This window comes from Pseudomonas sp. Tul2A7, assembly GCF_054790505.1.
In genome coordinates, this window is record NZ_CP186499.1 from 5,559,865 (window position 1) to 5,574,932 (window position 15,068).

The 15,068-nt window shown below is 60.4% G+C and carries 9 protein-coding genes and 1 tRNA gene; 3 read left to right on the forward strand and 7 right to left on the reverse strand.

What is annotated here, in order from left to right; translation table 11 throughout:
* The first annotated feature begins 317 nt into the window (after positions 1-317).
* The 3 genes from ACOYXJ_RS24805 (at position 318) to ACOYXJ_RS24815 (ending at position 5,635) form a co-directional block, all read left to right on the forward strand.
* Entirely contained in the window at positions 318-677 is a 360-nt protein-coding gene (locus ACOYXJ_RS24805; RefSeq protein WP_150795304.1) for a DUF6124 family protein, read from the forward strand.
* Positions 678-944: 267 nt separating this feature from the next.
* Positions 945-4,871 carry an Ig-like domain-containing protein gene (locus tag ACOYXJ_RS24810; RefSeq protein ID WP_460372087.1) on the forward strand — a complete coding sequence of 1,309 codons (3,927 nt, stop codon included), beginning with the start codon at positions 945-947 and terminating at the stop codon, positions 4,869-4,871.
* A 404-nt stretch (positions 4,872-5,275) separates the two neighbouring features.
* The gene (locus tag ACOYXJ_RS24815) at positions 5,276-5,635 is read left to right on the forward strand and encodes a DUF6124 family protein (protein ID WP_460372089.1); all 360 of its coding nucleotides are present in this window, start codon (positions 5,276-5,278) and stop codon (positions 5,633-5,635) included.
* 182 nt (positions 5,636-5,817) lie between these two features.
* Here ACOYXJ_RS24815 and ACOYXJ_RS24820 read toward each other — a convergent pair.
* The 7 genes from ACOYXJ_RS24820 to fdnG form a co-directional block, all read right to left on the reverse strand.
* A tRNA-Sec gene (locus ACOYXJ_RS24820) sits at positions 5,818-5,913 on the reverse strand.
* Between the two features lie 6 nt (positions 5,914-5,919).
* Entirely contained in the window at positions 5,920-7,836 is a 1,917-nt protein-coding gene (gene selB / locus ACOYXJ_RS24825; protein WP_460373035.1) for a selenocysteine-specific translation elongation factor, read from the reverse strand.
* Positions 7,833-9,236, reverse strand: coding sequence for an L-seryl-tRNA(Sec) selenium transferase (gene selA, locus ACOYXJ_RS24830; protein WP_460373037.1), 1,404 nt, complete (start codon positions 9,234-9,236; stop codon positions 7,833-7,835). Before selA ends, selB begins: the two co-directional genes overlap by 4 nt.
* A 45-nt stretch (positions 9,237-9,281) precedes the next feature.
* Positions 9,282-10,208, reverse strand: coding sequence for a formate dehydrogenase accessory protein FdhE (gene fdhE, locus ACOYXJ_RS24835; RefSeq protein ID WP_460372091.1), 927 nt, complete (start codon positions 10,206-10,208; stop codon positions 9,282-9,284).
* Positions 10,209-10,211: 3 nt separating this feature from the next.
* Positions 10,212-10,877, reverse strand: coding sequence for a formate dehydrogenase subunit gamma (locus tag ACOYXJ_RS24840; protein WP_460372093.1), 666 nt, complete (start codon positions 10,875-10,877; stop codon positions 10,212-10,214).
* Positions 10,874-11,809 (reverse strand): formate dehydrogenase subunit beta, encoded by a 936-nt coding sequence (fdxH, locus tag ACOYXJ_RS24845; protein WP_134177464.1) that lies wholly within the window; start codon positions 11,807-11,809, stop codon positions 10,874-10,876. Before fdxH ends, ACOYXJ_RS24840 begins: the two co-directional genes overlap by 4 nt.
* Positions 11,810-14,875: a formate dehydrogenase-N subunit alpha gene (fdnG, locus tag ACOYXJ_RS24850; RefSeq protein WP_460372095.1), complete on the reverse strand. Its 3,066-nt coding sequence runs from the start codon at positions 14,873-14,875 to the stop codon at positions 11,810-11,812.
* Between the last annotated feature and the right edge of the window lie 193 nt (positions 14,876-15,068).

A 15,068-nucleotide genomic window follows, 5' to 3' on the forward strand; every position in this document is an offset into this window, starting at 1 on the left:
TGTTTAAAAGACACCTCCAGACACGTCTTACAGGCTACACATCCTTGCGCCATTGCCTACAGCTACGCCAGAATCCGCCGGCTTGTGCGCCTTGGGGGCGGGTTCTATTGTGGTCCGGTCGCTGATTACTTCAGCGATCGGGTTTAGCAGCCCGGGTTATCTCTAGACGCACAAAGTCCGTAGCCGTTATGGCGGCTTTGCGTGGGGCACTTCGGTGCGCCGGGTTCTAGAGTCCTGGTCTGCTAACCCGCGTACAGCCGCCACCTCCTTCGTTAGCAGCGAACGGTGGCAGCTTCACTACTCTAGAGGCTTTACCGATGATCAAACCAACACCCAACCCACCCGAAATCGACCTCACCTCCCCCTACGAATCCCTCGATTCAAAAAAACTCCACGAAGCCGCCGACCGCGCCCTCGATCACTACCTCTGCCCACCCGGCTCGACCCCACCGCCACGCAAAACCCGCCGGATGTACGCCGTGACCGCGGACTTCAAAAACGAGGAACTGCTGGCCGATGCCAGCGAAACACTCGCCTCAGCCAGAACCATCGCCCATGACTTCGCCCACCTCATACCGGCGTCGCAGCGTCGTACTTTGTTGGGGATTGCACAGCTGATCATGCTCGGCGAACTGGCGGTGAATCGGGTGATGGATAATCTGGAATTGCCGCAGTAGCGCGCCTTGAGTAATGAGTTGGGGCGGCTAACGCCTTCGCGGGCAAACCCGTCCCACAGGTTCGGCGGTGTAAACGCAGCCTGGTGATCGACACCGATCCCTGTGGAGCGAGCCTGCTCGCGAAGGCGTCTTCACAGCCCCCACATCGCTCAAACAGGAAAAGCAAACCGCTCGTCGGATACCCCTGCGCACCTGTCAGATCTGACAGGTGCGCAAATCCCCCATCCAGCGTTGAATCACTCCACCGCCATGCGCCCTGGAGTCCCCATGTCAACCACCCGACAGCCCGACAACACCCCCCTGATCTTCAAGGAACTCGACATCCCCGGCCGCACCGGGCCAGTGTCCGAGACGCCCAAGGTCTGGGGCATCAACCTGGCCGCCGCGCGAGACAACTTTCCACGTCAGGGCCTGTTGTGCCGCGCCGGGCCGTGGAGCCCGATGGGCGTGGGCGACAAGCTGGTGATTTATTGGGGCGCCGGCCAGCAGGTGCTGCAGGAGACCATCGACCGCAGTGAAGTCGGTACCCAACTGCAGATGTTTGTGCCCGCCTCACGCATTGACGAGGGTCAGTTTGCGGTGTCCTACGCGGTCACCCGCCTGAACCAGACGCCCGAGCCTTCGGAAGTGATGAACGTGCGGGTCAAACTCACCCGCCCCGGTGGCGATGACGATAATGACGAGCCCGGCCATTCGAGGCTGGTCATGAGCATCCCCCGGGAAATCCTCGACGGCGGCATCGATCAGGACAACGTCGCCGCTGGCGTGCCGATCACCATCGGCACCGCTGGCGCGGCGCCTTATCCAAATGCCGCCGTCGGCGACGTGATTCAGGTGACCTGGGGCGGCATGTTTGTCCTCAGTGATCCGCTGACCGAGGAACAGGCAACGGGGCAGACACCGATCATCGTGCACATCGACGAAGACACGATCAAGGAGGGCGGCGATTCCGGCGACGCCGGTCTGGCCGTGGCCTTCGAAGTTTACGATGTGGTCGATAACCGCTCCGAGGACTGGAGTGCCGAACAACGCGTAGTGGTGGCGCTCGACACGACCCTGTTGGGCGCACCGCTGCTCAAGGAGGCGCTGAACAACAAACTGGACGTCGACAAACTCGGCGAGGCCGATGGCACGGCGCAGGTTGTGGCCATGAACCGCCCCCATCCAGCCCCAAAAGACTTCGAGGTCGGCGACACCCTTTTTGTACGGATCAAAGGCACCCCGAAAGAAGGGGCACCGATCAATCTTGAGTTACCGGCAAAAGTCCTCCTCAGCGTGCCCAGCATCCCCGAAATTACTGTGCCCAACGCCGTGCTGCGCCAACTGGCCCAGACCCAGATTGCGCTGTCCTATCGCCTGAAAAAGCACGACGCTTCCGACGACCTGCGCGCCAGGACCCAGTTCATCAGCGCCATCGGCGAGGTACAACGGCTCAAAGCCCCGAAGGCACTGGACGCCGTGTCAGGTGCGCTCGACCCGACGCTGAGCCAGGTGCGCATCGAAATCCCCTTCGACAGCTCTTTCGCCGCCGGCCAGGCGATCAGGCTGTTCTGGCTCGGCACCCGCCCGGAACTGACCCCGTACCTGCCCGACCTGCCGCTGCGCCCGATCACCAACGGCGACATCGAGGCCAAAGAGCCGCTGCGCATCAACGTCCCCGGTGCGGCGCACCTGACGCCCATCAACGGCGGCAAACTGGAGCTGTACTACCAACTGCTGATCGAAGACTCGCTGCTCGGCACGATGAACCGGGTCAACGCCACCCACGCCATCCGCGAATCGATCCACGCCGACATCCTGCAAGTCGGCGAACCCCGCCTGGAACTGCCGCAACCGGAAGTGGCCGGCGTGGTGAACGGCGTCCTGCCCGCCGACACCGACGGCACCACCCTGACCGTGATTTATCTGAACACGGTCAAGGGCGATGAGGTCTTCAGACAGTGGGTCGGCTCGAAAACCGGCACCGACAGCGACTCGATCAAGCTGAGCGAGTTCACCGCCGGCCAACCGGTGCCCTTCCCCATCGGGGCCGAGCTGATCAAGGGCAATGAAGGCGGCACGGTCACGGCGTCGTATTTCATCAAACGCGCGGCGGGGGGTGAACCCAGCTATGCCAATCCGCTGGAGTTCAGTGTCGGGGTGGCGCTGGAAAACCCCTTGCCGCTCCCGCAGATGCCGCAAGCCATAGGCAGCGGCGCCACTGCGACTCTGGCACCGCTCAATGCCCAAACCGGCGGCCGGGTAATCGTGGCCTACACCGGCATGAGCGACAAACACAGCATTCAACTGACCATGACCGGTACGCCCGGCGCCGGTTCTCCGACCATCGCGCCCAAACCGGGGGTCGCCAGTGGCAGCGTTGAATTTCTGATCCCGCCGGAAGCGATTGCCGCCAACATCGGCAACACGGCGAAAACCTTCACCCTTCAATACGAAGTGACGCAGGGAACCAACAAATTCCCATCACTAGCGCTCACGGTGACGGTTACACCGTTGCCCGCTGCGGAGCTGGACAAGCTCAGCATCGTGCAGGCGCAAGGCAATGAACTGGATGTCACCCAACTCGCGGCGGGCGGCACATTCCGCGCCGGGGTATGGGCGTTCATGAAAAATGGCCAGCCGGTGTGGGCGGAGCTTAAAGGTAAAACCTCTCAGGGGGCGGAGCACAATCGAGTGTTATGGCGAGTGCCCGGTGCCTCGGTCAATCAGACCTGGATCAATGCGGGAAAATACGAGCAGGTCATCCCCTACAGTTATTTGAAGGATCTGGGGCACGACACGGATCTGGAGTTGCATTACAAACTGGCACTGACCTTGAGCCAGGTCGAAGCGGATGCGATTGTCGGGCCGGTGAAGATATACAAGGTCAAGGCTCTGGAGGATGTGAAGCCTGCAATTACCAAGGTCAACGGCTCGCCGAGTGGCGTTGAAGTTCCTCCCGACGAGACCTCTGTGGAAACGGGAGTGATCCTGACCGGCACCGCCGCCAAGGGTCAAGAAGTCGAGGTATTCGACGACACAACGCCCAAAGGTCAACCCACTGCCGATACGTCAACGGGCATCTGGACACACACCATTACAGGCTTGAGCGTCGCCACGCACAGCTTTACCGCCAAGGCGAAGTATGGTTCGGAGCAAACCTCCACCGCTCGACCACACACCATCGTCGCCGTGGTAGTGCCGACGCTGAACTCAATCAAAGGCTCGCCAAGCGGCGTCGAAATTCCCGACAACGGCTTCATCGTAGAAACCGCCGTGACCCTGAGTGGTGTCGCCTCCAAAGGCCAGAAAGTCGAAATCTTTGACGGCGCTGTCTCCAAGGGTCCGGCAACTGCAGATCCCACAACCGGTGTGTGGACGTTGCTCGTCAGTGCCCTGACTGTGGCAGGACACAGCTTTACCGCCAAGGCGTTGTACGGCTCTGGCGCCGTGTCTGCCGCCAGAACACTGACCGTCACCGCCGCCACTGCTCCGACTTTGACGTCGGTCAAAGGCTCTCCCAGCGGTGTCGAAATCCCCGACGGCGGGGTCACGTTGGAAACGGCCGTCACCCTGGGCGGCAGCGCCGCAAAGGGCCAGAGTGTCCGGGTGTTCGACGGTGGAACCTCCAAGGGTGACGCGACTGCCGATCCGACTACAGGCAAATGGGAACGACTGGTTTCAGGCTTGAGTATTGACGCGCATAGCTTCACAGCCAAAGCACTGTATGGTGCCGGGGACTCTTCGCAGCAATATAAAGTTAACGTTATTAATTATGACATTGAAGATTTTGAGAAATGCGCATTAGGAGACATCCCTCAAAACTCCAACTACCCAACCACATTAACAACGCTGAAGTGGCAAATAACGAACCCTCAAGGATCGACAATTGGAAAAATTATAGAACGTTCAAGCAAACAATTATATTTTTTTGCCGGCGGAGTATCTCCCGGCCCAGAACCGACATTAAAAGTTCAGGTAACACTTGGTACTCCTTGCTCGCGCCTAAGCATAACTTACGACTTAGTCGTATCAACCACTGCAACCGCTCGAATTAGTTATTACAATACCGCAGATAATTTTCTAGACTTTAAAGATCTAACTCTAAACACCGAAACGAATACGATCTTCTCTGGCTCAAACATAAAACGATTAGAAATAATCATACAGGGAAGCGGCAACATGTATTTTGACAATATAAAAATGGAATACTAAAAAGGAATATTTATTGAAAAAGTGACGATCAAAAGGGGGGCGGATTTAATTATCGGGCCTGCCCCCGTCCTCCGCTAAACAGGGGCGTTTAAAGGACACCTTCAGACACGCCTTCAAGGCTACAAATTCTTGCGCCATTGCCTACAGCTACGCCAGAATCCGCCGGCTTGTGCGCCTTGGGGTCGGGTTCTATTGTGGTGCGGTCGCTGACGAATCAGCGATCGGGTTTAGCAGCTCGGAAATTTTCAAGGCACGCGAGTATCGCCATTACGTTATGGCGGCTTTGCGTGGGGCACTTCGGTGCGCCGGGATCCTTGAGCCTGGTCTGCTAACCCGCGTACAGCCGCCACCCTATCCGTTTAGCAGCGATGGAATGACGGCTCCACATCTCAAGGAGCTTCACCATGATCAAACCAACGCCAAACCCGCCCGAAATCGACCTCACCGCCCCCTACGAATCCCTCGATTCAAAAAAACTCCACGAAGCCGCCGACCGCGCCCTCGATCACTACCTCTGCCCACCCGGCTCGACCCCACCGCCACGCAAAACCCGCCGGATGTACGCCGTGACCGCGGAATTCAAAAACGAGGAACTGCTGGCCGATGCCAGCGAAACACTTGCCTCAGCCAGAACCATCGCCCATGACCTCGCCCATCTCATACCGGCGTCGCAGCGTCGTACTTTGTTGGGGATTGCACAGCTGATCATGCTCGGCGAACTGGCGGTGAATCGGGTGATGGATAATCTGGAATTGCCGCAGTAGCAGGGATACAGATCGTTCCCACGCTCTGCGTGGGAATGCCTCAACGGACGCTCCGCGTTCGGCTTTGAAAGGGACGCGGAGCGTCCCAGGCTGCATTCCCACGCAGAGCGTGGGAACGATCAAGCCGTCGACAGTCCTGCATAGGCCGGTGTCGGAACTGCCAAAGGCTGCAATTGGCAAACTGGCGGAAGGCAGCCGGAGTCGAACCTGCCCGGGAACGGATGCCGTCCCCAACCGGGTTTGAAGCCCGGCCGCGCCACCGGGCGCGATTGCCTTCCTTTAACTCATTGGGCGTCGGCGTTGGCCAGCGCGTTGTCGGGGCGGATCTGGCGGGATTCGCCGAGGCGTCGGGTCAGGCCGACGCGGTCGAAATATTCCAGATACTGAATACAGCGTTTGCGTCCCAAGCCTAGCGCATCGCGGAAGGTTGTCACCTGGATCTGCGGATTTTCCTTGGCGAGTTTCAGTAGGACATCGGCCATTTGGCGCAATCGCACGTCACTCAAGAACAGATCGCGCACCACTTGGTGCATCAGACCGAGCCGCGCCAGTTTACGCAGCAGCAGGCGTACAACGGCGTCGTCCTGGCCGAGCATTTTCGCGACGTCGCGCACCCACGGCGGGTCGAATCCGGCGTTTTCGAACAGCGGTTGCAACTGCCGCCAGAGGCTTTCGTCCTCGGCATTCAGACGCACCTGATGATCCGGCAAATGCAGCCATGGCCCGCTCGCCTGGATCGATCCGGCCGCTAGCAATTCATCCAGCAAACTCACAAACGTTGAGCGCTCCAGCGCCAGACCGCTGAAGCGGCGCAGGCGATCACGGTCGGGGCCCATCTGGTCGGGCTCCTGCTCATGAAACTGCGCGAGTTGTTCCAGCAGGGTGAACTTCAGTTGCGACCAGCGTTGCACGTTGAACAGCACCGGGCCTTGGCGGGTGTCGATCAGGCGCACGTTTTCCGCTAACGACCAGGTTGAGCGCGGGCGATTGAATTGGCGCTCCAGCCGTTGCGGATCGAGGCCGCCGGCGCTGTAGTTGAGCAGCACGGGCAAGACTTGTTCGAGTTCTTCGCCAGAAGCCAAGGTGCGCAGTTGCGCCAGACGTTCGGGGCTGCGGCGTTGCCGTGCCGGGGCGAACGGATCGAGCACCTGACCGCCACCGAGGGTGCGTTGCGCACTTTGGTCGCGCAAGATCAGTCGATCACCTTTCACCGCATGCACCGGCGCATTGACCAGCAGTTGCGCAAACATGCGCTCGCCGGGACTCAACCGTGGACCTTCGAGCAAGGCCACGCGGGCGATGACATCTTGCGTGCCAAGGTGCACGTGCACCGGGTGAAAGTGTTCGAAGGTGCGTTCGCCGGGCAGCAGTTGAAATTCAATGTCGATCCGTTGCGTCGGCGCATGCAGCCACTCGCTCAGCAACCAATGGCCGCGATGAATCTGCGCCAGTTCAAGGCGTTCACCGCTCAGGTTCAACGCCACCCGTTGCCCGGCGAAGGCGTGTTCGGCGGGTTGATTCTGCGCATGCAAGCCGCGCACTCGTACGGTTTTCCCGCAAGGCCCGAGGGTGAGTTTGTCGCCGACAGCGACCGCACCCGACAACGCCGTCCCGGTGACCACGATTCCCGCGCCGGCAACACTGAACGCGCGGTCAATGGCCAGGCGAAATCCGCCTTCGCGACTACGTTGCTGCACTTCTCGTTGCGTTTGCAGCAACGCCAGGCGCAACTCATCGATACCCTGCCCGCTCACGCTCGACGCCGTGAAGATTGGTGCTTGGGCAAACGGCCCCGGTTCCAGCAGATCGAGAATCTGGCGCTGCACCTCTTCTACCCTGCCCGCCTGAACCCGGTCGCATTTGGTGATCGCCACCAAGGCGTGGGGAATGCCGAGCAATTCAACAATCGCCAGATGTTCACGGGTCTGCGGCATCACGCCGTCGTCCGCCGCGACCACCAGCAACACCAGATCGATACCTTGCTCGCCGGCGAGCATGTTGTGGGTGAATTTCTCGTGACCGGGCACGTCGATAAACCCGGTCAGCCCCGCGCCCGGTTGCATTTCGGCATAGAGATAGCCAAGGTCGATGGTCATGCCGCGTTCGCGTTCCTGCGGGCGGCGGTCGCCGGTTTGTCCGGTCAGGGCTTGCAGCAGCGACGTCTTGCCGTGGTCAATGTGCCCCGCCGTGCCGACAATCACGGCTCGACCTGCAGGCGCGGCAATTGCGCGAGCCACCCTGGTTCATCGTCGAGCTGACGCAAATCCAGCCACAGCGCATCGTCGTCGATGCGCCCGAGCACCGGGATCTGCAACGCGCGCAACGCCGCTTCCAGATTCAATAGACAACGCCCGCGCAAGCGCTTGGAGACTTGCGGGCGACAACACAGCGCCGCACTCGGCAAACGCGCGACCGGTTGGCTGCCACTGCCGATCATGCCCAAGGCCTCGACTGCACTGACCTGCCAGCGCTCACCCAACAACTCAGCCATGAACGGCTGCAAACGTAAGGCCTGGGCGAAGATGTCAGCTTGCGGGCGGGTCAGCAGGCGCAGATTCGGCAAACGTTCAGCCAATCGATCCGGATCGCGATACAACCCCAGCACTGCTTCCAGCGCCGCCAAGGTCAACTTGTCCACCCGCAGCGCGCGTTTCAGCGGGTTTTTCTTGATCTTCGCGATCAGTTCTTTGCGCCCAACGATCAACCCCGCCTGCGGGCCGCCAAGCAATTTGTCGCCGCTGAAGGTGACGATGTCCGCGCCATCCAGCAGCGCCTGACGCACCGTCGGCTCTGTCGGCAAACCCCAGCGTGTCAAGTCCAAAAGACTGCCACTGCCCAGGTCCTCCAGCAGCGGCAAGCCATGTCGATGGGCCAACTCGGCCAGTTCAGACGTCGGCACGCGGGCGGTAAAACCCTCGATGCTGTAGTTGCTCGCATGCACGCGCATGATCAAACCGCTGCGCGGGTTGATCGCCGCTTCATAGTCGCGGGCATGGGTGCGATTGGTCGTGCCGACTTCGTGCAGACGTACGCCGGCGCGGGCCATGATGTCGGGGATGCGGAAGGCGCCGCCGATCTCGATCAGCTCGCCACGGGAAATGATGCCTTCCTTGCGCGCGCCGAGACTGTTGAGCGTCAGCAGCACGGCGGCGGCATTGTTGTTGACCACGGTGACGGCTTCGGCACCGGTCAGTTCGCGGATCAGGCCTTCGATCAGGTCATCGCGATCGCCGCGTTTGCCGCTGGCCAGATCGAATTCCAGATTGAGTGGGTAACGCGCGGCCATCTGCACAGCTTCGATGGCTTCTTCGGGCAACAAGGCGCGACCGAGGTTGGTGTGCAGCACCGTGCCGGTGAGGTTGAACACTCGGCGCACGTTACTGCGCTGTTGCTGGGCCAGGCGTTCACCGACGCGGCCGGCGAGCACTTCGGGACTGATTTCTACGGCTGACAATTGCCCGTTCAACACGCTCGGGCGCAGTTCATCAAGCAAATGACGCAAACCCGCCAGCAAACACTCACGCCCGTGACGCTCAAGCAAAGGCCCACACGCCGGGTGACGCAACACACCATCAATGGAAGGTAACCGCAGGGACATCAGCCACTCCTGGAAACAGATCGTTCGGCCAGAGTGTAGACCCTGCTGTCATTCGTCTCCCGGTGCCAGTAACAGATTCGGCGCCAAGCGCTGATAACCGTCCTGCGCCAGCCGCATGTCGAGCAGCAAACTGCCGAGATCCGCCGACAACGCCTCCGCATCGGCATCGTTCTCCAGATACACCAGTTTCAGATAACTGTTACAGCCCGGGCAGACCTCCGCCCTAAGCGGCGCCTGATTGGCAGCATGGCGATCATCCTCAAGGCTCAGATAATCCAGGCCCTTGCTCGACTCGCAATACACGCACTTGACCCGCACCACATGCCATTCGCAGGCACACAGCGAGCAGACCAGATAACGCAAACCGTTGTGCTTGCCGCGATGGCGGATGACCCCGGCCATCGCCGGCGAACCGCAGGCCGGACATTGGCTGAGGCTGTCGCCGGGTTTAAGTTTCAAATCCAGCGCGCTGAGCAACCAATGACTCCACGCCACTTGCAGCGCCGCACCGAGAAACGGCACCAGTTGCGCGGGCACCATTGAGTATTGGCCACTGACCAGCGCCACCGCCCACGCGCGTAACTGGCCGGAACTGGCGACCCGCAACGTCGTCACCGCATCAATGACGGCAGGTTGCTCAGCAGGTTCATAACGTTGCAGCAAAGCTTCAAGGTAAGCCTGCCAGCCCTCCTCACGCACCAACGTGTCCGCCGCGAACGGCGGCAAACCATGCTGCTGACAAGCTTCAATCCGTTGCTGATCAAACGGCGCTGTCAGCGGTGGATCGTCAAACACCTGCTGCTGCACCCGGCACAATCCGGCAATCAGCCGCAGGTACTCTGCCAGCGCATGCCCCTCGGCCAATTGCTCCAGTCGAGCGGCCCGCAGGGCAAATAGATTATGCGGCGGCAGATGCAGAAACGGCGGCGAACTGGCCGCCGCTTCGATTTCCCCAGGTTCCAGAATGGTTGGCAAAAGTCAGCCCTTTTTGGTGATCGGTCGCTCCGGCACGTCCGGTTGGCGTTCATCGCAAGTGATGTCGCGATACCAGAGTTCATGGTGTTTCTTCGCCCAGGCGCGGCTGACCCAGCCGTGCATCATCGCGTCCACCGAGCCCTTGATCCACAGCCCGGCGTAGATGTGAATGATGATGCTCAGCACCAGAATAAACCCGGCCAGCGCATGCAGGAGCATCGCCCAGCGGATCACGGTGATGCCGAAATACGCACTGAACCAGGCGCGCCAGATCACCAGCCCGGTGAACAGCAAACCGAGCATGCACAGGAGTAAAGTCCAGAACAGCAGCTTCTGCCCGGCGTTGTATTTGCCTACCGGCGGCACGCTTTCCTCGTCGTTGACCATCACCCGGTTGATCCGCCGCAGCCACCGCCGGTCATTGGCGATGAAGAAATTGCTGCGCCAGAAGCTGAACACCAAGCCAAGGAACAACACGAACATGGCGATGCCCATGTACGGATGCAGAATCCGCGTCCACGGCCCGCCGCCGAACAGGTTGCTCAGCCAGAACAGCGACGGATGAAACAACGCCAGCCCGGACAGTCCGGCCATGAAAAACAGGATCGCCACCAGCCAGTGATTGGTGCGCTGGTTGGCGGTGTAACGCAGGATCGTCTTGTTGCTCATGGCCGGTCCTCCGCGCGTGGATCGAAGGTGTGCACTGCCGGATCGACGACGTGCACCGAGGTGTCGGGTGGCGTTGGATGTTCGTCCTCTTCAACCCGGTTCGGCCCAATACGCACGTAATGGAAGAACCCGGCCAGCACCGCCGCGCCCATGGCCAGCAGGCCCAGCGGTTTGCTGATGCCTTTCCACAAGCCCACTAACGGACTGATCGCCGGATCCTGCGGCAGGTTGGCGTAAATGGTTGGCGTGTCGGCGTGGTGCAACACGTACATCACGTGCGTGCCGCCAACACCAGCCGGGTCATACAGACCGGCGTTTTCAAAGCCACGACTTTTCAGGTCAACAATGCGTTCGGCGGCGTGTTCCTTCATGTCTTCCTTGGTGCCGAAAACAATGGCGCCGGTCGGGCAGGTTTTCACGCAGGCCGGTTCCAGCCCTACCGCCACGCGATCCGAGCACAAGGTGCATTTGTAGGCCTTGTGATCTTTTTGCGAAATGCGCGGAATGTTGAACGGGCAACCGGTGATGCAGTAGCCGCAGCCGATGCAGTGATCCTGATCGAAATCGACGATGCCGTTGGCGTGCTTGATAATCGCGCCGGGGCTCGGGCACGCCGCCAGACAACCCGGCTCGGCGCAGTGCATGCAGCCGTCCTTGCGGATCAGCCATTCGAGGTTACCAGCATCGGTTTCGTGCTCGGTAAAGCGCATCAACGTCCAGGTTTCGGCGCTCAGGTCTTGCGGGTTGTCGTAGGTGCCGTGGTTGTGGCCGACCTCGTCGCGCAGCTCGTTCCATTCCGAGCAGGCAACCTGGCAGGCCTTGCAGCCGATGCATTTGGTGGTGTCGATCAGCTTGGCCACTGCCTCCTGATTTCTCACCGATGGCGGCACCGTGGTGGTGGCCGAGCGGGCAATGATGTCTTGGCTGGCCATTTATAGTTTCTCCACGTTGACCAGGAATGACTTGGATTCCGGGGTCTGTGTATTGCCATCGCCGAGGAACGGCACCAGGGTGTTGGTCAAATAACCGTGACGCGTCAGGCCGGTGAATCCCCAGTGCAGCGGGATGCCGATCTGATGCACGACCTGGCCGTTGACCTGCAACGGCCGGATCCTTTTCGTCACCACCGCCACCGCTTCGATAAAGCCGCGTTTGCAACTGACCCGTACGCGATCACCGGCAGCAATGCCCTTCTCTTTCGCCAGCACTTCACCGATTTCGACGAACTGCTCGGGTTGAGCAATCGCGTTCAACTTGCAGTGCTTGCTCCAGAAGTGGAAATGCTCGGTGAGCCGGTAACTGGTGCCGGCATACGGGAAGTCCTTGGCCTCGCCGAGGGTTTCCCAGACCGAATCGAAGATCCGCGCCGCCGGGTTGCTGGTGGCTTTCTTGTTTTGCGGGTGCAGCGGGTTGATGCCGATCGGCGTTTCGAACGGCTCGTAGTGCTCGGGGAATGGCCCCTCGTTCATCTTGTCGACGGCGAAGAATCGCGCGACGCCTTCGGGGTTCATGATGAACGGGTTCATCCCGGCTTCCGGCGGCACATCGGCTTTGTAGTCCGGCACATCGGTGCCGCCCCAGGCCTTGCCGTTCCACCACACCAGACGTTTTTTCGGATCCCACGGTTTGCCGGCGACGTCCGCCGAAGCGCGGTTGTAGAGAATCCGTCGGTTGGCCGGCCACGCCCATGCCCAGCCCAAATGCTGATGCATGCCGAACGGATCGCTATTGTCGCGCCGGGCCATCTGGTTGCCGGCCTCGGTCCAACTGCCGGCGAAAATCCAGCAGCCAGACGCGGTGCTGCCGTCATCCTTGAGCAAGCCAAACCCGGCCAGTTGCGAGCCGGCCTTGACCGCAACGCCTGCAGCATCGGTGAAATCAGCCACAGCGCTGCCGTTGATTTCCTTGGCCAGTTCTTCCGGCGAAGGCTCGTCCGGGATCTTGTACGGCCACGTCAGTTTCAGCAGCGGATCAGGGAATTTGCCGCCCTCGGCCTGATAGCGCCTGCGCAGGCGCAGGAACAATTCGCTCATGATGCGGATGTCGGTCTGCGCTTCGCCGGGGCCGTCGGCACCCTTCCAGTGCCATTGCAGCCAGCGACTGCTGTTGACCAGCGAGCCGTCCTCTTCGGCAAAACAGGTGGTCGGCAGGCGAATGACTTCGGTCTGGATTTCGTCGGTTTTCACATCGTTGTATGGCCCGACGTTGTGCCAGAACTCCGAGGTTTCAGTGGCGAGCGGGTCCATCACCACCAGCCATTTCAGCTTGGCCAGTGCGCCCATCACGCGGTTCTTGTCCGGCAGCGCGGCGATCGGGTTGAAGCCCTGGCAGAAATAGCCGTTGACCTTGCCCTGGCTCATCAGGTCGAACATTTTCAGAACGTCGTAGTTGGGAATGTCGAGTTTCGGCAAATGGTCGTAGCACCAATTGTTCTCGACGGTGGCGTTGGCGCCGTACCACGACTTCATCAGGCTGACGTGGAATTTGCTGTAGTTCTGCCAATAGGACAATTGCCCCGGGCGCAGCGGGACTTGCGTGCGTTTGTGGATGAAGGCGTTGTAGTCCTGCTCGCTGTCCTGACCCAAGGTCAGATAGCCCGGCAGCGCATTCGAAAGCAGGCCCAGATCAGTCAGGCCCTGAATATTCGAGTGACCGCGCAAGGCGTTGACGCCGCCACCGGGCATGCCGACGTTGCCCAGCAGCAATTGCACCATCGCTGCGCTGCGGATGATCTGCGCGCCGATCGAGTGCTGCGTCCAGCCGAGGGCGTAGAGAATCGTCATGGTCTTGCCCGGGATCGAGCAGGTGGCGATTTCTTCCCAGATTTTCTGCATGGCGTCGACTGGCATGCCGCAGATCTGACTGGCGAGGTCGATGTTGTAGCGGCTGTAATGCTGCTTCATCAATTGATAGACGCAACGCGGGTCTTGCAGGGTCGGATCGACTCTGACGAAACCGTCCTCGCCCAGTTCGTAACCCCAGCCGGACTTGTCGGTGTAGCTGCGCTTGGCAACGTCGTAGCCGCTGAAGATGCCGTCTTCGAAGCCGTAGCCTGCTTTGACGATGAACGACACGTCGGTGTAGTTGCGCACGTACTCGTGCTGGATCTTGTCCTCGGTCAGCAGGTAATTGATCAAGCCGCCCATGAAGGCGATGTCGGTGCCGGTGCGGATCGGTGCATAGTAGTCGGCCACCGAAGCGGTCCGGGTAAAACGCGGATCAACCACGATCAGCCGCGCAGCGTTATGCGCCTTGGCCTCGGTCACCCATTTGAAGCCGCACGGATGCGCTTCTGCTGCGTTGCCACCCATCACCAGGATCAGATTCGCGTTGGCGATATCGGTCCAGGTATTGGTCATGGCACCACGGCCGTACGTCGGGGCAAGACTTGCCACCGTCGGGCCGTGTCAGACACGCGCCTGGTTATCGAACCCCAGCATGCCGAGACTGCGAATCACCTTCTGGGTGATGTAACCGGCTTCGTTGGACGCCGCCGATGCCGCGAGGAAACCGGTGCTCAGCCAGCGATTCACCGTTTGCCCGTTGGCATTTTTTTCGATGAAGTTGGCGTCGCGGTCGGTTTTCATCAGGTCGGCGATGCGGTCGAGCGCTTCGTCCCAACTGATTCGCGTCCATTCGCTGCTGCCCGGTTTGCGGGTTTGCGGGTAGAGCAAACGGCCGGGGCTGTGAATGAAGTCGAGCAGGCCTGCGCCTTTCGGGCAGAGGGTGCCGCGGTTGACCGGGTGGTCGGCGTCGCCCTCGATATGGATGATGCTTTGCGCTACGTTCTTCGCGGTATCGCCCTGGCTGTACATGATCAAACCGCAGCCGACCGAGCAATACGGGCAGGTGTTGCGGGTTTCATGGGTGTGGGCAAGCTTGAAGTGGCGCACCTGCTCGGCGAAGGCCTGCGTCGGGGCCATGCCCAACGCGCCCAGGCTCGAGCCTGCAAGGCCGATACCGGCGACCTTGAAGAACTGACGACGGCTGAGATCCATCGTGCACTCCTGATCAGGTGGAACCCGGTACTTGTGCCGGGTTTTATCTGGACAATCACGGTTGCGGCAAACGTGTGCCGACTTTTTTACTGTAGACAATGACCACATGATCTGTGTGAAAACCGACCGTCGGCCGTTTGTCGGGCAATATCACGACTTGATACAAAACCTTGTGGGAGCTGGTTTGCCAGCG